We start from the raw sequence: 18047 nt of genomic DNA, 5'->3' as shown, positions 1-18047 counted from the left end.
GAGTCGCTCGTTAAGGACGACGTGAGCACGACACCACCAGTTCTCGCCGCCGAGCTGGCACACGCGTGGGCCGACATCCAGAGGCACCACCCGGAGCTGCCGGACCTGGCCGCGCCCGAATCGCTGATCGGGGAGTCCTCGTCCGCCTGTGGCGCGGAACTCTCCTTCGAACGCCTGCTGCACGAGGCGGTGCACGGCATCGCCGCCGCCCGGGGTGTCCGGGACACCTCGCGCGCCGGGCGCTACCACAACCGCCGCTTCCTGGCGATCGCCGAGGAGCTGGGGCTCGACCACCCCGAGGACCCGCATCCCAGCAGCGGCTTCTCCCTGGTCACCATGAGCCCGGAGACCAAGCGCCGTTACCGCCCCACCGCCGAGCGGCTCCAGCGGGCGCTCAAGGCCCACCTGGCCGCCACCGCCAGCGACACCAAGCGGAGCTTCCGCGGGCCGGCGGCCCGCCACGGCTCCTCCGGTGGCGGGGTGCGGGTCAAGGCGGTCTGCGAGTGCGGTCGGAACGTCCGGGTGGTGCCCTCGGTGCTCGCCCAGGCGCCCATCGTCTGCGGAGCCTGCAAGAAGCCCTTCCAGATTGTGGAAGCGGTCACCGTGGGAGCGTCCTCCTGACCGGCTGTGGCAGAATGGGCCGCTGAACTCGACAGTCGCACAGGACCCTCTCTCCTTCGGCTGACGCGTCCACCGGGCCTTGATCCGCCGCATCCCCACGCGGCGTTGTCGGGTCCACCACGTCAATCACGCAGGAGACACCACACCCGTGGCAGTCAAGATCAAGCTGAAGCGTCTGGGCAAGATCCGTTCGCCTCACTACCGCATCATCGTCGCCGACGCTCGTACCCGCCGGGACGGCCGGGCCATCGAGGAGATCGGCCTCTACCACCCGGTGCAGAACCCGTCGCGCATCGAGGTCGACTCGGACCGCGTGCAGCACTGGCTGAGTGTCGGCGCCCAGCCGACCGAGCCCGTGCTGGCCATCCTGAAGGCCACCGGCGACTGGCAGAAGTTCCGGGGTCTGCCGGCCCCGCCGCCCCTGAAGCAGCCGGCCGCCCGCCCCGACCGCCGCGCCGCCTTCGAGGCCGCCGCCAAGGAGTCGGGTGGCGAGCCCAAGGGCGAGGCCATCACCCCCAAGGCGAAGAAGGCCGAGAAGAAGGCCGAGACCCCGGCCGAGTCCTCTGAGGGCTGAGATGCTCGAAGAGGCCCTGGAGCACCTGGTGAAGGGCATCGTCGATCATCCCGATGAGGTCCAGGTCGCCTCGCGCACCCTGCGCCGGGGACGTGTGCTGGAGGTCCGGGTGCATCCCGAGGACCTCGGCAAGGTCATCGGCCGCAACGGCCGCACCGCGCGTTCCCTGCGCACGGTCGTGGGCGCGCTCGGCGGCAAGGGCATCCGCGTCGACCTGGTCGACGCGGACGAGGTCCGCTGAGGCGTTACGTGGCATCACCGTGAGGGCCGGGTGCGAACCGCACCCGGCCCTCACGTCATCTCCGCCGCCCGGCCCGCGACCGCGCGGGCCCGGCGGCCATCATCCAGCGAGGAACGGAAGCACAGTGCAACTGGTCGTCGCGCGCGTGGGTCGCGCCCATGGCATCAAGGGCGAGGTCACCGTCGAGGTGCGCACCGACGAGCCCGAGCAGCGGCTGGCGCCGGGCCAGGTGCTGGCCACCGAGCCGGCCGAGACCGGGCCGCTGACCATCGAGACCGGCCGGGTGCACAGCGGTCGGCTGCTGCTCAGGTTCGCCGGGGTCACCAGCCGGGAAGCGGCCGAGGCGCTGCGCGACACGCTGCTGGTCGCCGAGGTCGACCCGGACCAACTCCCCGACGATCCGGAGGAGTTCTACGACCACCAGCTGATCGGCCTGACGGTGGTGACCGTCGGCGACGAGGCCAGGGTGGGCGAGGTGCGGGAGATGGCCCACCTGCCGGCCCAGGACCTGCTGGTGGTGACCAGGCCGGACGGCCGGGAGGCCTTCGTCCCGTTCGTGGAGGCCATCGTGCCCACCGTGGACCTGGAGCGCGGCCTGGTGGTCATCGACCCGCCGCCCGGGCTGCTCGACGACGTGGACGAGGGCGACGACGTGGACGAGCGGGACGGGCGGGCCGACGAGGCCGACGCATGAGACTCGACGTCATCACGATCTTCCCCGAGTACCTGGAGCCGCTGCACGTCTCGCTGGTCGGCAAGGCCAGGGCCCGCGGCCAGCTCGACGTCCGTGTCCACGACCTGCGCTCCTGGACCCACGACCGGCACCACACGGTGGACGACACCCCCTACGGCGGCGGCCCCGGCATGGTGATGAAGCCGGAGCCCTGGGGCGCGGCGCTGGACGAGGTGCTGGGGTCGGGCCCCGGCCGGCCGGTGCTGATCGTCCCCACCCCCAGCGGTCGGCCGTTCACCCAGGAACAGGCCGTGGCGCTGGCGGCCGAGCCCTGGCTGGTCTTCGCCCCGGCCCGCTACGAGGGCATCGACCGGCGGGTGATCGAGGAGTACGGCGAACGGCTGGACGTGCGCGAGCTGTCCGTCGGCGACTACGTGCTGGCCGGCGGCGAGGCCCCGGTGCTGGTGATGGTCGAGGCCATCGCCCGGTTGCTGCCCGGGGTGCTGGGCAACGCCGACTCGCACCGGGACGACTCGTTCGCCCCCGGCGCGATGGCCGAGCTGTTGGAGGGGCCGGTCTACACCAAGCCGCCGGAGTGGCGCGGCCGGCCCGTCCCCGAGGTGCTCAGCAGCGGCCACCACGGCCGGATCGCCCGCTGGCGGCGGGACGAGGCGCTGCGCCGCACCAGCGCCAACCGGCCGGACCTGATCGCCGGTTGCGACCCGGCGGGGTTCGACAAGCACGACCGGGCGACGCTGGCCGAGCTGGGCTGGGCGCCGGGGCCGGACGGCCGATTTTGGCGGGCGTCACAAGCCGTGGAAGAATAGACCGCTGGCCCACGCCGGGCGTGCGACCCCGCCACAGGGGGACCAACGCCGCCGGAGCGCCGGGCCGGACCACACCCACTCTTCGACGTTCCGTCGCTGACCTGTGGCAGCGACGAGGAAAGCAGCAGGCCATGAACCTCCTGGACAGCATCGACAGCGCCTCCCTGCGCGAGGACGTGCCCGCCTTCCGGCCGGGCGACACCGTCAACGTCCACGTGCGCGTCATCGAGGGCAACCGCTCCCGGGTGCAGCAGTTCAAGGGCGTCGTCATCCGCCGGCAGGGCTCCGGCGTGCGGGAGACCTTCACGGTCCGCAAGATCAGCTTCGGCGTCGGCGTCGAGCGCACCTTCCCGGTCCACACCCCCGTGGCGGAGAAGATCGAGGTCGTGACCCGTGGTGACGTCCGCCGGGCCAAGCTCTACTACCTGCGCAACCTGCGTGGCAAGGCCGCGAAGATCAAGGAGAAGCGGGAGAACTGACCCGCCCGCGCGGGCGGTTAGCATCTCCGCGTGACCGACTCACCCGCGCCGGCTCCCGACGAGCCTCCCGAGCGCGACCAGCCCTCCGACTCCCCGAAGTCCAGGAGACGCTGGTCGCGCTCGACGCGTTTCTGGCTGTCAGTGGCGTTGGCTACGGTGGTGATCACCTCGCTGGTCAGCAGGTTCGTGATCCAGCCCTTCGTGATCCCCAGCGGCTCCATGGAGAACACCCTCCGGGTGGGCGACCGCGTCCTGGTGAACAAGCTGGCCTACAGCTTCGGCGGCGAGGTACAGCGCGGGGACGTCGTGGTCTTCGACGGCTCGGGCTCCTTCGTCGCGGAGGAGGCCGAGCCCGGGCTGTTGGAGGGCCTGTTGCGGACGGCCGCCAGCACGGTGGGGCTGGCCAGGTCGTCCGACTCCGACTTCGTGAAGCGGGTGATCGGTATCGGTGGGGACCAGGTGCGCTGCTGCGACAGCGAGGGTCGGATCGAGGTCAACGGCGAGCCGCTGGAGGAGCCATATCTGTATCCGGGGGACAAACCTTCGAATGTCAGGTTTGATATTCGAGTGCCCGAGGGACGGTTGTGGGTAATGGGCGACCACCGTTCTGACTCGGCGGACTCCCGGGAGTATCTGGGCTCCCCGGGGGGTGGCACCGTTCCCGAGGACAAGGTCATCGGGCGGGCCGAGTGGGTGGGTTGGCCCATCGGTCACTGGACGTCGCTCCGGTCGGACCATGGGTGAGCGAGGCCGGCCGCGCGGGCGTCGGGGCGAGGAGCCCGGGCGTCGGCCGGTGAAGGGGCACGGCCAGGCCCCGGACGGCACGCCCGAGGCCGGCCAGGAGCCGCCCTGGGCGCGACACGCGGCCCGGCCCGGCGCGGCCCCGGCCGATTCGCCGGCGGCCGACGAGCCCCCGGCCACGCTGCGCGGGCCCGGCGAGGGCCGGGCGGCCCGCCGGCGGGCCGCCAAGCGCATCAAGCGCCGTCGACGGCTGCGCGCCACCCGGGAGATACCGCTCCTGATCGGCACCGCGCTGCTGATCGCGCTGGTGCTCAAGACCTTCCTGGTGCAGGCCTTCGTGATCCCCTCCGGCTCGATGGAGGAGACGATCCGGATCGACGACCGGGTACTGGTCGACAAGCTCACGCCCTGGTTCGGCTGGGAGGCGTCGCGCGGGGACGTGATCGTCTTCCAGGACCCGGGCGGCTGGCTGGACTCCGAGGTGGTCGCCGACTCGGGCGGCGACCCCCCGGTCGGCATCAAACAGGCCAGGGACTTCCTGACCTGGATCGGTCTGCTGCCGTCCGCGGACGACCAGGACCTGATCAAGCGCGTGATCGGGGTCGGCGGGGACACCGTCGTCTGCTGCGCCGAGGACGGCCGGATCACGGTCAACGGCGTCGCGCTGGACGAGCCCTACCTCTACCCGGGGAACCCACCCTCGCAGATCGAGTTCGAGGTGGTCGTCCCCGAGGGCCGCCTCTTCGTGATGGGCGACCACCGGTCCAACTCCGCGGACTCCCGCTACCACCTCGACGACGGCTGGCAGGGTACGGTACCGGAGGAGTTGGTCGTCGGTCGGGCCATGGTGATCGCCTGGCCCTTCGGGCACTGGCAGCGGCTCGGCGACGCGGAGGCGTTCGCCGGGGTCCCCGATCCGGACCCCGACGCCGTCGAGGCCCGGGACACCGACGAGACCCGGGCGGCCCAGCGGGCCCGGGACGCGGACGGCGCCGAGGAAAAGCTCACCCTCCCGATCCCTGCGGAACTCCCGCTCGTTATGGGTGTGGTGGGTCTTCTGCGGCCCGCGGACCGGTCAACGCGTAGCGTGAGGAGTGGAAGTGGGGGATGTGGCGGTGGGTGCTCGATCCGACGCGGAGGGGCCGGAGGACCGTCCGGTGAGTCCGGCTGGCGGGTCACCCGGCGATGGTCCCCCCGGGGCGGATCCGCCCGCCAGGGCCGGCGCGGACGGCGCTCCCGGCGCGGGAGCTGCCGGGACGGCGGATGCCGCGTCGCCGACGGAGCCGACGGGGGGCCATCGGGCCGAGGGGAGGCGTAAGCCGGGCTTCCTCGCCCGGAGGCTGCCGTTCCTGGCCCGGCCCAAGGCCCCCCGCAAGCAGCGCTCCTTCTGGAAGGAGCTGCCGATCCTGATCGGCATCGCCGTGGTGCTGGCGCTCGTCATCAAGACCTTCCTGCTCCAGGCGTTCTCCATCCCCTCGGACTCGATGCAGAACACCCTGCAACGCGGTGACCGGGTGCTGGTGGACAAGCTCACCCCGTGGTTCGGCAACAAGCCGGAGCGCGGGGAGGTCGTGGTCTTCCACGACCCGGGCGGCTGGCTGGGGGAGGCCCCGCGGAGCGAGGGCTTCGGCGCCCGTGTGCAGGACGTGCTGAGCGGCATCGGCCTGATGCCGTCCGCCGAGGACCAGGACCTGATCAAGCGGGTCATCGCGGTCGGCGGGGACACCGTGGAGTGCCACAAGGGCGGCTCGGTGCTGGTCAACGGCGAGGCCGTTGACGAGAGCGACTACCTCTACCCGGGCAACACCCCGTGCGACGACCGTCCGTTCGGCCCGATCGAGGTGCCGGAGGGCCGGCTGTGGGTCATGGGGGACCACCGCCAGGACTCGCTCGACTCCCGTTACCACCAGAACCTCGCCTTCCAGGGCACCGTCTCCGAGGACGACGTGGTCGGCCGGGCCGTGGTCATCGCCTGGCCGGTGAGCCGCTGGGGGACGCTGCCGGTGCCGGGTTCGCTGGACGCGTTGGCAGGTCAGGCCGCCGTCGGCGCGCCGGGTGCGGTGGCGTTGGCCGGTGCGGTGCCGCTGGTGCTCTGGCGGCGCCGTCGCGCCGCGGCGGGCCAGCCGGCGTGGACGCGAGGCCCGGTGGGCTGATCGGCGGCGCCCCGATGGGTAGGGTCACCCCCTGAGAACAATCAGGAGGGGGCGCCGATGAGCGGGACGCCACGCCGTGGTGGGCGGGTCGGCCGCGCGCTGTCCAATCTGGCCGTCGGGCTCGGCTGTGTGCTGTTCCTGGGGGGCTTCGTACTCGCCGCCTTTCTCTACCAGCCGTACACGGTGCCGACGGACTCGATGGCGCCGTCGGTGGCCTCGGGGGACCGGGTGCTGGCCGAGCGGGTCGAGGGGCACGAGGTCCACCGGGGCGATGTGGTCGTCTTCCGGGACGCCGACTGGGGTGACCTGCCGATGATCAAGCGGGTGGTCGGCGTCGGTGGCGACACGGTCGCCTGCTGTGACGACGACACGGGACTGTTGCTGGTGAACGGCGAGCCGATCGAGGAGCCCTACCTCGACGAGGGGGAGCGGGCGGCCTCCCCGACCGGTTTTGACGCCGAGGTTCCCAAGGGTGAGCTGTTCCTGCTGGGCGACGACCGTTCCGATTCCCTGGACTCCCGGAGCCTGCTGGCCGAGGGCGAGCCGGGGACGGTGCCGCGGGAGGCCGTCTCGGGGCGGGTCACGGCCACGCTCTGGCCGTTCGACCGGATCGGATCGCTGCCCGACGCGGACGGCTTCGCCGGGCAGCCGGGCGGGGTCTCCGGCGACGGGCCCCTCTGGCCCCTGGTGTGGGCGACCGGCAGCGGCGCGGTGCTGATCGTCTTCGGCGGTCTCTACGGCCCGGTCGCCCGGCTGACCACACGTTCCCGACGCGATGGCGTGCGCGGGTCCTCGGTGACGCACAATGAGGGGACGCGCGGCTGAAGGGGATCACGCCATGAGTGCCGAGGATCTCGAAAAGTACGAGACCGAGATGGAGCTGAAGCTCTACCGCGAGTACCGGGACGTGGTCGGGCTCTTCACGTACGTGATCGAGACCGAGCGCCGTTTCTACCTCACCAACGACTACGAGATGCAGGTCCACTCGGTCCAGGGAGAGGTATTTTTCGAGGTCACCATGGCTGATGCCTGGGTGTGGGACATGTATCGACCGGCCCGCTTCGTCCGCCAGGTGCGGGTGCTCACCTTCAAGGACGTGAACATCGAGGAGCTGAACCGCAGCGAGCTCGACCTGCCGGAGGATTCCGGCTTCCGGGGCGGGCGCGGCGGCTAGTGCATCGGTTTCACCCTCACGGGTGAGCACTTTCCGGTCAGTGCCCTGGTTGTCCACAGATTTGCGCTCCGCCCCCTGCTGAGGTCGCCGCACTGTCACGCTGCGGGGTATGCGTCTGTGTTCCCGCCGACTGGCTGTCCCGCTCTTCCCGCTGCTCCTGCTCCCGCTGGTGCTCTCCGCCGGGGCGCCCGCCCTTCGTGCCCTGGCCCCGGCCGCCGACCGGGGGCTCGCCGGCGAGCGCGCCGGAATGGCCCGACCGGCCCAGGCCGGCCCCACCGGCTCCCGGCCCGCCGCCGGGGGTGACTCCGGGGCCCGCGTCGAGCCGATGGCCTCGGAGTGGCCGGTGCCGGGGGTGGACGGCGGGGACCGGCCCACCGTGACGCGCGCCTTCGCCCCGCCGGCCACGCCCTGGGCGGCCGGCCACCGCGGGGTGGACCTCGCGGCGCCGCCGGGGGCCACGGTGCGGGCGGTGGCCGAGGGCCGGGTCGCCTTCGCCGGGCCGGTGGGCGGGCGCGGCGTGGTGACGGTGGAGCTGGCCGGGACGGGGGAGCCGCCGCTGCGGCTGACCCACGAGCCGGTCCGGCCGCAGGTGCGGGAGGGCGAGCGGGTCAGCGCCGGTCAGCCCCTGGGGACGCTGACGGCGGGGACGGCGTCGCACTGCGGGCCGGCCTGTCTGCACTGGGGTCTGCTGCGTGGCACGGCCTACCAGGACCCGTTGTCCCTGCTGCCCGAGCGGCTCCTGCGGCACGGGCCGGCCCGGCTGCTGCCCACCCTCGGCGTGCCCGAGCCGTCGACCGGCTATGCGCCGGCGACCCCGTCCAGGGCGACGGCGACGGCCAGCTCGGCGATCCGCTCGGGTGCGGGGGCGTCCGGGCCGGCGGCGGCCCTGACCGCCGCGTCCACCAGCCCGCGCAGCAGCCCGGCGACCACCAGCGGCTCCCGGTGGCCCAGCTCCCGCAGCAGCTCGACGACCAACTCGGCCAGCCCGCGGTGGGCGGCCCTGATCTCGCCGCGGGCCGCCTCGTCCAGCTCGCTGGTCGAGATCGCCACCACGGCCTGGTGTCGCTGGTCGGTGGCCAGCGCCAGCTGCTGCCGCACATAGGCGGCGATCTTCTCCCTGGGGGAGTCGGCCGCGTCCATCGCCGCGGTGACCTCGGCCGCCCAGAGCGGGAAGTCGTTGGCGCACAGCTGGGCGACCAGGGCGCCGCGTGAGGGGAAGTACTCGTAGACCGAGGAGCGGGCCAGGCCGGTGCGCTCGGCCAGCGCGGCGAAGGTCAGCGCGCGGGCGCCCCCCTCGACGAGCAGGGAGCGGGCGGCCTCCAACAGGGCGCCACGCTGCATCGTGCGGTGCTCGGCCACCGTGGCCGCTCGAATCCTGGGCACCTTCCCACTCTAGGGGCTCCGCGCGCCGTCGGACGGCCGGGCGACGGGCCGCACGACGGCTTCCGCGCGCGGCCGGCCCCCGGGACCGGCGCGTCCGGCGACCGCCGGGCGCCGCTCAGCCGGTGACGTCGGCGAGCTTGGCCCGCAGCTGGAGCACGGACTTGGTGTGGATCTGACTGACCCGACTCTCCGTGACGCCGAGGACGGCGCCGATCTCGGCCAGCGTCAGCCCCTCGTAGTAGTAGAGGGTCACCACCGTCTTCTCCCGCTCCGGCAGCGTGTTGACCGCCCGGGCCAGGAGCCGTCGCAGCTCCCGGTCCTCGGCCACCTCCACCGGGTCGTCCGCCGCGGTGTCCTCCAGGGTGTCCATCAGGCTCAGCCGGTCTCCGCCGGTCTCGCCCGCGTGCAGCAACTCCTCCAGGGCGACCACGTTCGCCAGGGACAACTGGCTGAAGACGGAGTGCAGTTCCTCCAGCGGGATGTCCATCTCGCGGGCCACCTCGGCCTCCGAAGGGGTCCGCCGGAGCGACGCCTCCAGCGTGGCGTAGGCCCGCTCGATCGCGCGGGCCTTCTGCCGGATCGAGCGCGGGATCCAGTCCAGCGCGCGCAACTCGTCGATCATGGCGCCCCGGATGCGGGTGATCGCGTAGGTCTCGAACTTGATGGAGCGCGACGGGTCGAACTTCTCGATCGCGTCGATCAGTCCGAACACCCCGGAGGAGACGAAGTCCGCCTGCTCGACGTTGGGCGGCAGCCCGACACTCACCCGGCCCGCCACGTACTTCACCAGGGGCGAGTAGTGCAGGATCAGCTGCTCGCGCAGCCGCTCGTCGCCGGTGGACTTGTAGGCACGCCACAGCTCGTCGAGCGCGGAGGGCGCCGTGGGGACCGTGGCGCCCGCCGCCACGTCCGGTGCAGCCTGCGCCACGTGCCAAGGCCCGGGGGAGTGCTGGGGCATACGTCGTCTTGTGCCGTTCTGCGGGGGGTCTGGGGGGTTCTGGCGATAGAACACTGTGAGCGTAGCGTGACTGGGAGGTCGCATCGCGCAGGCATCGTTCGGCCACGGGTCCGCAGATACGTTCCGCTGCCCGCACGCTGGGGCTACGCGCCACCCGCGGCCCGCGCAATCACCACCCGCGCGTGTCGGGTTGACCCGGTGGGCAACCGCCAGTGCTCGCCCACCCGTTCGACGAAGCCGAGCGCGACCAGCTCGCCCAGCCTGGCGCGCGCCTCCTCCTCGCCCGTGCACGCCTCCCTGGCCACCTCCCGCAGCGACGCGGCCGCCTCCACCGGCAGGGCGTCCAACACCGCGGCCGCCCGCGGCGCCAACAGATCACGCGGGACCAGCGGGACCGGCTCGGGCGCCGCCAACTCGCCCATCTCCCCGACCAACTCGATGATCTCGGCGGCACTGCTCACCAGCGTGGCCTCGGCCCGGATCAGCCGGTGCGCCCCCGCCGACAGCCCCGAGGTCACCGGGCCGGGCACCGCCATCAGATGCCGACCGAGCTCCGTCGCGTGCCGCGCCGTGTTCAGCGCGCCGCTGCGCCGCGCCGCCTCCACCACCACCGTCCCCCTGGTCAACGCCGCGATCACGCGGTTCCGTTGGACGAAGCGGGCGCGCGTCGGATGGTCGCCCGGCGCCAACTCAGCGACCAGCAGCCCACCCCGGGCGATCCGGTCCAACAGCTCCCGGTGCGCCAGCGGATAGCTGACATCCACCCCGCAGGCGAGCACGGCGACCGTGACCCCGGAGACCGCCAACGCACCCCGGTGCGCCGCCCCGTCGATCCCGAAGGCGGCGCCCGAGACCACCGTCCACCCCCGCTCGGCCAACCCGGTGGCCAACTCGGCCGTCACATGGGAGCCGTAGTCGGTGCAGGCACGGGCGCCCACCAGGGCCACCGCCCGGACCGCGACGAAGCGCAGCGAGCAGGGGCCACGCACCCACAGTCCGATCGGCGCCGCCGGCCCCAGATCCGCCAGCTGCCGAGGCCACTCCCGATCCCCCGGGCAGAGGAACCGGCCGCCCAGCTCGGCGATCCGCGCCAGATCGGCGGCCGGCTCCGCCCGCTCGGCCCGCAGCGACCAGCCGGCCCAGCGCTCCGCGCTCGCCCCCGGCAGCGCCCGGCCCCGCCGGCTGAGGGCCTCCCAGACCGCCACCGCCCCGAACTCCCCGAGCCACCGCCCGACCAGCACGTCCCCCGGCTCCACGACCCGGGCCAGCGCGGCCCGGGCGAGCCGCTCCGCGCTCACGGCAGGCTCCCCGCGAGCCCGGCACCCCGGCGCACCCCGGTACGCAGCTCGAGGGCGGCGTCCACATCCGTGGCGGTGGGCCGGTCATGGCCGGCCAGATCCGCCACCGTCCAGGCGACCCGGAGCACCCGGTCCAGACCGCGGGCGGTGAGCAGCCCGCGGTCCATGTCCTGCTCGGCCCTGGCCAGGGCGCCGGGCGTCGGCGCCCATCTGGCACGCAGGGCGTGCCCGGGCACCTCGCTGTTGGTCTCCCAGGGAGTGTCGGCCAGTCGTCTGGCCGCCCGCCGCCGGGCGGCCAGGACCCGCCCGGCGACCAGGGCCGTCGGCTCCCCGCCCGCGGGCGCGATCAGCTCCGCCCGGCTGACCGGCTCCACCGGCACCCGCAGGTCGATCCGGTCCAGCAGCGGCCCGGAGAGTCTCGCCCGGTACCGCCGGACCGTCCCCGGCAGGCACTCGCAGTCGCCCAGCGGCGAGCCGTGGCGGCCACAGGGACACGGGTTCGTCGCCAGCACCAGCAGCACCCGGGCGGGCATCCGCATCATGCCCGCCGACCTCGCGACGACCACGCAGCCGGACTCCAGCGGCTGGCGCAGCGCGTCCAGCGCCTGGGAACTCATCTCGGCGGCCTCGTCGACGAAGAGCACCCCGTGGTGGGCCAGCGACACCGCGCCCGGCCGCGGCACCCCGCTGCCGCCGCCGACCAGCGCGGCCATCGAGGCCGAGTGGTGCGGCGCGCAGAACGGCGGCCGGTCGATCATCGGTCGCCCGGACGGGAGCGAGCCGCTCACCGAGTGCACCGCGCTGACCTCAAGCGACTCCCGCCGGCTCAACGGCGGCAGCAGCCCGGGCAGCCGCTCGGCCAGCATCGTCTTGCCCGCGCCCGGCGCGCCCTTGAGCAAGAGATGATGCCGCCCGGCCGCGGCCACCTCCAGGGCCCGGCGGGCCAGCGCCTGACCCGACACGTCGGCCAGGTCCGGCGACTCGCCGGCATCCAAGCCGTGCGCACCGAGCGGCCCGGGCGGCGCCCAGCCCCGCCCCAGGCCCGGCCCCGGCAGCGGTGGCTCCGGATCGGCCGGCTCCTCCGGCACCGGCTCGTCGGCCAGCAACGCGATCAACTGGCGCAGGCTGCGCACGCCGAGCACCGCCATCTCCGGCACCAGCGCCGCCTCGGCCGCGGCCGCCTCCGGCACCACCACCTGCCGGTAGCCCGCCTCGGCCGCCGCCAGCACCGCCGGCAGCACGCCGCGGACCGGACGCACCCGGCCGTCCAGGGACAGCTCGCCGATCATCATCACGTCGGCGATCGACCTCGGGTCGATCCGCTCGGCCGCCGCCAGCACGGCGCAGGCCACCGCGAGGTCGAACCCGCTCCCGCACTTGGGCACCGAGGCCGGGCTCAACCCCACCGTCAGCTTCTTCTGCGGCCAGGGGGCGCCCGAGTTGACCACGGCGGCCCGCACCCGGTCCCGGCTCTCGGACAGCGACTTGTCGGCGAGCCCCACCAGGGAGAACGCGGCCACCCCCGGCTCCAGATCGGCCTGCACCTCGACCACCACGCCCTCGACCCCGACCAGGGCCACCGCACAGGTACGCGCGAACCCCATCACGCCACCCCCCGGACATGCTCGACCAGAGCGGCGCCGCGCCGCGGCAGCAGCACCCCGACCAGATCGATCCGCACCCCGCCGAGCGGCGGGCCCGCGTGTGCTGTCAGCCAGCGCTCGGCCAACCACCGCTCGGCCAGCCGGAGCAGCCGGCCCGTCTGGGCCGGCGACAGTCCGGCCAACGGGGCCTGGAAGCCGCTGGCCCGGCGGGTCTTCACCTCGCACACCACCACGGCCCGGCCGGCCGGGCCGTCCTCCACCGCCACGATGTCGATCTCTCCGGCGCGACAGCGCCAGTTCCTCTCCAGGACGGCCATCCCCGCCCCGCGTAGCCGACGCACGGCGACCTCCTCGCCGAAGCGGCCCAGCGCACCTCGCTCGTTCATGCCGCATCACCTCCGTCACGCACTGTGACCGATCCGTTCGAGCGAAGTGGATCTTGGTGGAAAACCCGGGGCCTGTGGATAACTTCCTCACCCTTTCGAGTGGTTGGTGGCGTCCCGGTGATCACCCTGCGTGAGAGTCGCCCGGTGTGGGGCATCCTGGCGGGAGGCCTCGCCGGGCGGTCCCGCGGAGGTTCGCGGGGGCGTGGTGGCCGGTTCCGACCGCGGTCGGTCGAGGGGCGTCGACGGGCTGTCGCCCGGCCTTGCCGGGGTCCCGTACACTTCTCGTGGCGATCCGGGTCTCCGGATCGACCTCGCACGCCCCGCCGTCGGGGGCGCGCCGGCTCCGCCCGGCGCGTGTTCGGTGGCCGCGCGTCTCGGTCCGTGGCAGTCGCACGAAGGCGGCCTCGGCACCGCGCGTCAGGGGCGTCAGGAGCGCTGGCCCTCCGGTCGGCGCTGACAACCGAGTCTGCACACAAGGAGAACGGCCATGGCCGTCGTCACGATGCGGGAGCTGCTGGAGAGCGGCGTCCACTTCGGGCACCAGACCCGCCGCTGGAACCCGAAGATGAAGCGTTTCATCTTCACCGAGCGCAACGGCATCTACATCATCGACCTGCTCCAGTCGCTGTCGTACATCGACCGCGCCTACGAGTTCGTCAAGGAGACCGTCGCGCACGGCGGGACCGTCATGTTCGTCGGCACCAAGAAGCAGGCCCAGCAGGCCATCGCCGAGCAGGCGGCCCGGGTCGGGATGCCGTACGTGAACCAGCGTTGGCTGGGCGGCATGCTCACCAACTTCTCGACCGTGCACAAGCGGCTCCAGCGCCTCAAGGAGCTTGAGCAGATCGACTTCGAGGACGTGGCCGCCTCCGGCCTCACCAAGAAGGAGCTGCTGGTCCTCTCCCGCGAGAAGGCCAAGCTGGAGAAGACCCTCGGCGGTATCCGCGAGATGCAGAAGGTGCCCAGCGCCGTCTGGATCGTGGACACCAAGAAGGAGCACATCGCCGTCGGCGAGGCGCGCAAGCTGAACATCCCGGTGGTCGCGATCCTCGACACCAACTGCGACCCGGACGAGGTCGACTACAAGATCCCGGGCAACGACGACGCGATCCGCTCGGTCACCCTGCTGACCCGGGTCATCGCCGACGGCGTGGCCGAGGGTCTGATCGCCCGCTCCGGTGCCAGCCAGGCCAAGGAGGGCGACAAGCCCGCCGGTGAGCCGCTGCCCGAGTGGGAGCGCGCGCTGCTGACCGGTGCCGAGGAGAAGGCCGAGCAGAAGCCGGCCGAGGAGGCCGCGGCCGAGACCGCCGAGGCGCCGGCCGCCGAGGCCGCCCCGGAGGCCGCCGCCCCGGAGGCCGCCGAGGCCCAGCCGGCCGGCGAGAACGCCTGACGCAGGCCCGGGCCCGCCGGGCCCGGTAGGCAAGACAGCTGAGAGAGCACGGGCGGTGCGGGGTCTTTCGACAGACGGCCCCCGCACCGCCGTCTCCGGTCGGTGCGGCGGCAGCGCCAAGCGAGCCCAGCGACCCCAACGACGAGATCCGGGAAGAGAATCACGTAACCATGGCGAACTTCACCGCCGCCGACGTCAAGAAGCTCCGTGAGCTCTCCGGCGCCGGCATGATGGACTGCAAGAAGGCGCTCGACGAGGCCGAGGGTGACGTCACCAAGGCCGTGGAGATCCTCCGCGTCAAGGGTCAGAAGGGTGTGGCCAAGCGCGAGAGCCGCACCGCCGAGAACGGCGCCGTCGTCGCCGTCATCGCCGACGACCAGACCACCGGCGTGCTGGTCGAGCTGAAGTGCGAGACGGACTTCGTCGCCAAGGGCGACAAGTTCCAGGCCGTCGCCCAGCAGGTCGCGGACCACGTCTTCGCCACCGCCCCGGCGGACCTGGCGACGCTGCTCGCCTCCGAGATCGAGCCGGGCAAGACCGTGCAGGTCTTCGTCGACGAGGCCAACGCCTCGCTGGGCGAGAAGATCGTGCTGGACCGCTTCGCCCGCCTCTCCGGCGGCTACGTGGGCAGCTACCTGCACCGCACCAGCCCGGACCTGCCCCCGCAGGTCGGCGTCCTGGTCCAGCTCTCGGAGGCCAACGCCGAGGTGGCCAAGGACGTCGCGCAGCACATCGCCGCGTTCTCGCCCGAGTTCCTGACCCGCGACGAGGTCCCGGCCGACGTGGTGGAGAACGAGCGCCGCATCGCCGAGGCCACCGCCCGCGAGGAGGGCAAGCCGGAGGGCGCGCTGCCGCGGATCGTGGAGGGTCGGGTCACCGGCTTCTTCAAGGAGAAGGTGCTGCTCGACCAGCCCTTCGCCAAGGACAACAAGAAGTCCGTCCAGAAGATCGTCACCGAGGCCGGCGTCTCGGTCGAGGGCTTCGCCCGCTTCCGCGTCGGAGCCTGATCCCGCCCGGCGCGTGGCGCCCCGGGTCGCGCCGTCGGCCGCGTCCCGGGCGGGTCACCGCTATTGTCGGGCGGAAGGCCGTCCGGCCGCGCGCGGTGTCGTGGCGGCCCGGGCGACCGCAGTTGTGACGAGGAGGCCATTGCCGAGCAGGGGTACCGCAAGGTCCGCTGGCAGTGGCCTCCTTGGCGTGTGCACGAGGAGAGGTCCATGAACCAGGTCGACAAACCCCGCCGTTTCCTGCTGAAGCTGTCGGGTGAAGCATTCGCGGGCGGTGGCGGGCTCGGGGTCGATCCCGACGTCGTGCACAAGATGGCCAGGGAGATCGCGGCCGTGGTGCGGGACGGCGCGCAGATCGCCGTGGTGATCGGGGGCGGCAACTTCTTCCGGGGGGCCGAGCTCCAGCAGCGCGGCATGGACCGGGCTCGCTCCGACTACATGGGCATGCTCGGGACGGTGATGAACTGCCTCGCGCTCCAGGACTTCCTGGAGAAGGAGGGCATCGACTCCCGGGTGCAGACCGCGATCACCATGGGGCAGGTCGCGGAGCCCTACATCCCGCTGCGGGCCGTCCGGCACCTGGAGAAGGGCCGGGTGGTCATCTTCGGCGCCGGCATGGGGATGCCGTACTTCTCCACCGACACCACCGCGGCGCAGCGGGCGTTGGAGATCCACGCCGAGGCGCTGCTGATGGGTAAGAACGGGGTGGACGGGGTCTACGACTCCGACCCGGCCCGTAACGCGGACGCGGTGAAGTTCGACGCCCTGGACTACGGCGAGGTGATCACCCGGGACCTGAGGGTCGCCGACTCGACGGCGATCACCCTGTGCCGGGACAACCAGTTGCCCATCCTGGTCTTCGAGCTGCTCGCCGAGGGCAATATCGCCCGTGCGGTAAAGGGTGAGAAGATCGGCACACTCGTCAACAGCCAGGGCCGGCGGGCCTGACGGGCCGTCAGCGCAAAACACATCGAACCAGGAGCACGTGGTGATCGAAGAAGCCCTCCTCGAGGCCGAGGAGAAGATGGAGAAAGCGGTCGTGGTCGCCAAGGAGGATCTGGCCGCGATCCGCACCGGCCGTGCGCACCCGGCGATGTTCAACAAGATCGTGGCCGAGTACTACGGCACCATGACCCCGATCAACCAGCTCGCCTCGTTCTCCGTGCCGGAGGCGCGGATGGCCGTGGTGACGCCGTTCGACAAGACCGCCCTGCGCAACATCGAGCAGGCGATCCGGGACTCCGACCTGGGGGTCAACCCGACCAACGACGGCCACATCATCCGCGTGGTGCTGCCCGAGCTGACCGAGGAGCGCCGCAAGGAGTTCATCAAGGTCGCCAAGACCAAGGGCGAGGACGCCAAGATCTCGATCCGCGGGGTCCGGCGGAAGGCCAAGGAGACCATCGACAAGGCCATCAAGGACGGCGAGGTCGGTGAGGACGAGGGCCGGCGCGGTGAGAAGGAGCTGGACGACACCACCGCCAAGTACGTGGCGCAGGTGGACGAGTTGCTGAAGCACAAGGAATCCGAGCTGCTGGAGGTCTGACGGTCGGTAGCACCGCGTAGGACCGACCGACCAGGACCGAGAGAGACGCTGTCATCCGTGAACGAATCAACCTGGGGGCCGGCCCCGGCCACCGGGCAGGCGCCGGTCGGGCCCCCGACTCCCCCGCAGAAGAAGCGCGCCGGGCGTGACCTGCGGGCCGCCGTGGGCGTCGGGGTGGGGCTGGGGGGCACGGCGCTCGCCGTGCTCTTCGTCTACCGGCCGGCCTTCCTGGTCGTGATAGCGGCGGCCGTGGTGGTGGGCCTGTGGGAGCTGTCCACCCGGCTCGTGGAGCGGAAGCAGATCCGGGTGCCGCTCCCGCCGCTGGCGGTGGGCGGTGTCGCGACCGTCGTCGCCGGCTACCTGCAGGGCGCCGACGGCGCCTGGACGGCCATGGCGCTGACCGTGCTGGCGACCCTGCTGTGGCGGATGTTCTCCGCCCCTGAGGACTACCTGCGGGATGTGACGGCCGGGGTCTTCGCCGCCTTCTACGTGCCGTTCCTGGCGAGCTTCGTGGCGCTGCTGCTGGCCGCCGACGACGGGCATCGCCGGGTGCTGGTCTTCATACTCCTGACCGTGGTCAGCGACACCGGCGCCTACGCGGTGGGCTGGCGGTTCGGCCGGCGCAAGCTGGCGCCCCGGATCAGCCCGGGCAAGACCGTGGAGGGGCTGGCCGGCGCGGTGTTCTTCGCGGCGCTCGCCGGTGCCCTCTCGATGCTCTGGCTGATCGACGGCGGCACCTGGTGGCAGGGGGTGCTGTTGGGCCTCGGGGTGGCGGTCAGCGCGACGCTGGGCGACCTCGGCGAGTCCATGATCAAGCGGGACCTGGGCATCAAGGACATGGGTTCGCTGCTGCCGGGACACGGCGGGATCATGGACCGGCTGGACTCCCTGCTGCCCACCGCCCCGGTGGTCTGGCTGCTGCTGGCCGTCTTCGTCGGCGCCGACTGACGCCCCGGCCGGGGCGGGGCCGGGCGGTCCGGCGGGCGGCGCCCCCA

General features: G+C 72.7%; 21 protein-coding genes and 1 pseudogene. 17 read left to right on the top strand and 5 right to left on the bottom strand.

Annotated elements, in window-relative coordinates; genetic code table 11:
- The first annotated feature begins 21 nt into the window (after nucleotides 1-21).
- The 12 genes and pseudogenes from RM844_RS23945 to RM844_RS23890 form a co-directional block, all read left to right on the top strand.
- Complete coding sequence (locus tag RM844_RS23945; protein ID WP_311669427.1) at nucleotides 22-621, top strand: hypothetical protein; 600 nt, start codon at nucleotides 22-24, stop codon at nucleotides 619-621.
- A 148-nt stretch (nucleotides 622-769) separates the two neighbouring features.
- The gene (rpsP, locus tag RM844_RS23940; protein ID WP_311669426.1) at nucleotides 770-1195 is read left to right on the top strand and encodes a 30S ribosomal protein S16; all 426 of its coding nucleotides are present in this window, start codon (nucleotides 770-772) and stop codon (nucleotides 1193-1195) included.
- A 1-nt stretch (nucleotide 1196) separates the two neighbouring features.
- Nucleotides 1197-1436, top strand: coding sequence for an RNA-binding protein (locus RM844_RS23935; protein WP_122184000.1), 240 nt, complete (start codon nucleotides 1197-1199; stop codon nucleotides 1434-1436).
- A gap of 124 nt (nucleotides 1437-1560) precedes the next feature.
- Nucleotides 1561-2130: a ribosome maturation factor RimM gene (rimM, locus tag RM844_RS23930; RefSeq protein WP_311669425.1), complete on the top strand. Its 570-nt coding sequence runs from the start codon at nucleotides 1561-1563 to the stop codon at nucleotides 2128-2130.
- Nucleotides 2127-2936 (top strand): tRNA (guanosine(37)-N1)-methyltransferase TrmD, encoded by an 810-nt coding sequence (trmD, locus tag RM844_RS23925; RefSeq protein ID WP_311669424.1) that lies wholly within the window; start codon nucleotides 2127-2129, stop codon nucleotides 2934-2936. Before rimM ends, trmD begins: the two co-directional genes overlap by 4 nt.
- A gap of 131 nt (nucleotides 2937-3067) precedes the next feature.
- Nucleotides 3068-3415, top strand: coding sequence for a 50S ribosomal protein L19 (gene rplS / locus RM844_RS23920; RefSeq protein ID WP_311669423.1), 348 nt, complete (start codon nucleotides 3068-3070; stop codon nucleotides 3413-3415).
- Between the two features lie 30 nt (nucleotides 3416-3445).
- Nucleotides 3446-4159 (top strand): signal peptidase I, encoded by a 714-nt coding sequence (lepB, locus tag RM844_RS23915; RefSeq protein ID WP_311669422.1) that lies wholly within the window; start codon nucleotides 3446-3448, stop codon nucleotides 4157-4159.
- Complete coding sequence (gene lepB, locus RM844_RS23910; RefSeq protein ID WP_311669421.1) at nucleotides 4152-5474, top strand: signal peptidase I; 1323 nt, start codon at nucleotides 4152-4154, stop codon at nucleotides 5472-5474. Before lepB (RM844_RS23915) ends, lepB (RM844_RS23910) begins: the two co-directional genes overlap by 8 nt.
- A gap of 106 nt (nucleotides 5475-5580) precedes the next feature.
- Nucleotides 5581-6309, top strand: a complete 729-nt coding sequence (gene lepB, locus RM844_RS23905; RefSeq protein WP_394814583.1) for a signal peptidase I — start codon at nucleotides 5581-5583, stop codon at nucleotides 6307-6309.
- 57 nt (nucleotides 6310-6366) lie between these two features.
- Complete coding sequence (gene lepB / locus RM844_RS23900; RefSeq protein ID WP_311669420.1) at nucleotides 6367-7134, top strand: signal peptidase I; 768 nt, start codon at nucleotides 6367-6369, stop codon at nucleotides 7132-7134.
- Nucleotides 7135-7147: 13 nt separating this feature from the next.
- Nucleotides 7148-7483 carry a DUF2469 domain-containing protein gene (locus RM844_RS23895; protein ID WP_311669419.1) on the top strand — a complete coding sequence of 112 codons (336 nt, stop codon included), beginning with the start codon at nucleotides 7148-7150 and terminating at the stop codon, nucleotides 7481-7483.
- 109 nt (nucleotides 7484-7592) lie between these two features.
- Nucleotides 7593-8138 (top strand): annotated as a pseudogene (locus tag RM844_RS23890) (peptidoglycan DD-metalloendopeptidase family protein); the annotation flags it as partial.
- 143 nt (nucleotides 8139-8281) lie between these two features.
- On the opposite strand, the gene RM844_RS23885 reads toward RM844_RS23890, so the two are convergent.
- The 5 genes from RM844_RS23885 to RM844_RS23865 all read right to left on the bottom strand — a co-directional run bounded on the left by RM844_RS23885 (nucleotide 8282) and on the right by RM844_RS23865 (nucleotide 13112).
- Complete coding sequence (locus RM844_RS23885; protein WP_311669520.1) at nucleotides 8282-8842, bottom strand: TetR/AcrR family transcriptional regulator; 561 nt, start codon at nucleotides 8840-8842, stop codon at nucleotides 8282-8284.
- Between the two features lie 139 nt (nucleotides 8843-8981).
- Entirely contained in the window at nucleotides 8982-9824 is an 843-nt protein-coding gene (whiG, locus tag RM844_RS23880; RefSeq protein WP_311669418.1) for an RNA polymerase sigma factor WhiG, read from the bottom strand.
- Nucleotides 9825-9967: 143 nt separating this feature from the next.
- Nucleotides 9968-11122 carry a DNA-processing protein DprA gene (dprA, locus tag RM844_RS23875; protein WP_311669417.1) on the bottom strand — a complete coding sequence of 385 codons (1155 nt, stop codon included), beginning with the start codon at nucleotides 11120-11122 and terminating at the stop codon, nucleotides 9968-9970.
- A complete protein-coding gene (locus RM844_RS23870; RefSeq protein WP_311669416.1) occupies nucleotides 11119-12726 on the bottom strand; it encodes a YifB family Mg chelatase-like AAA ATPase in 1608 nt (535 codons plus the stop codon). The genes dprA and RM844_RS23870 overlap by 4 nt, the downstream gene beginning before the upstream one ends.
- Nucleotides 12726-13112, bottom strand: a complete 387-nt coding sequence (locus RM844_RS23865) for a YraN family protein (RefSeq protein ID WP_311669415.1) — start codon at nucleotides 13110-13112, stop codon at nucleotides 12726-12728. The genes RM844_RS23870 and RM844_RS23865 overlap by 1 nt, the downstream gene beginning before the upstream one ends.
- 487 nt (nucleotides 13113-13599) lie before the next feature.
- Between RM844_RS23865 and rpsB the strand changes: the two genes are divergently transcribed.
- From rpsB to RM844_RS23840, 5 genes are all read left to right on the top strand, one after another.
- Entirely contained in the window at nucleotides 13600-14502 is a 903-nt protein-coding gene (rpsB, locus tag RM844_RS23860) for a 30S ribosomal protein S2 (protein ID WP_311669414.1), read from the top strand.
- A 170-nt stretch (nucleotides 14503-14672) separates the two neighbouring features.
- Entirely contained in the window at nucleotides 14673-15509 is an 837-nt protein-coding gene (gene tsf / locus RM844_RS23855) for a translation elongation factor Ts (protein WP_311669413.1), read from the top strand.
- A gap of 207 nt (nucleotides 15510-15716) precedes the next feature.
- A complete protein-coding gene (gene pyrH, locus RM844_RS23850) occupies nucleotides 15717-16454 on the top strand; it encodes a UMP kinase (protein ID WP_311669412.1) in 738 nt (245 codons plus the stop codon).
- Between the two features lie 40 nt (nucleotides 16455-16494).
- Nucleotides 16495-17052, top strand: coding sequence for a ribosome recycling factor (gene frr / locus RM844_RS23845; RefSeq protein WP_311669411.1), 558 nt, complete (start codon nucleotides 16495-16497; stop codon nucleotides 17050-17052).
- Between the two features lie 48 nt (nucleotides 17053-17100).
- Nucleotides 17101-18000 carry a phosphatidate cytidylyltransferase gene (locus RM844_RS23840; RefSeq protein ID WP_394814587.1) on the top strand — a complete coding sequence of 300 codons (900 nt, stop codon included), beginning with the start codon at nucleotides 17101-17103 and terminating at the stop codon, nucleotides 17998-18000.
- The last annotated feature ends 47 nt before the right edge of the window (nucleotides 18001-18047 follow it).

The sequence above is a fragment of the Streptomyces chisholmiae genome (assembly GCF_031845445.1).
In the GTDB taxonomy this organism is placed as follows: Bacteria; Actinomycetota; Actinomycetes; order Streptomycetales; family Streptomycetaceae; genus Streptomyces; species Streptomyces chisholmiae.
Note: the sequence above shows the minus strand (reverse complement) of the source record. Positions and strands in the feature narration are given on the sequence as shown.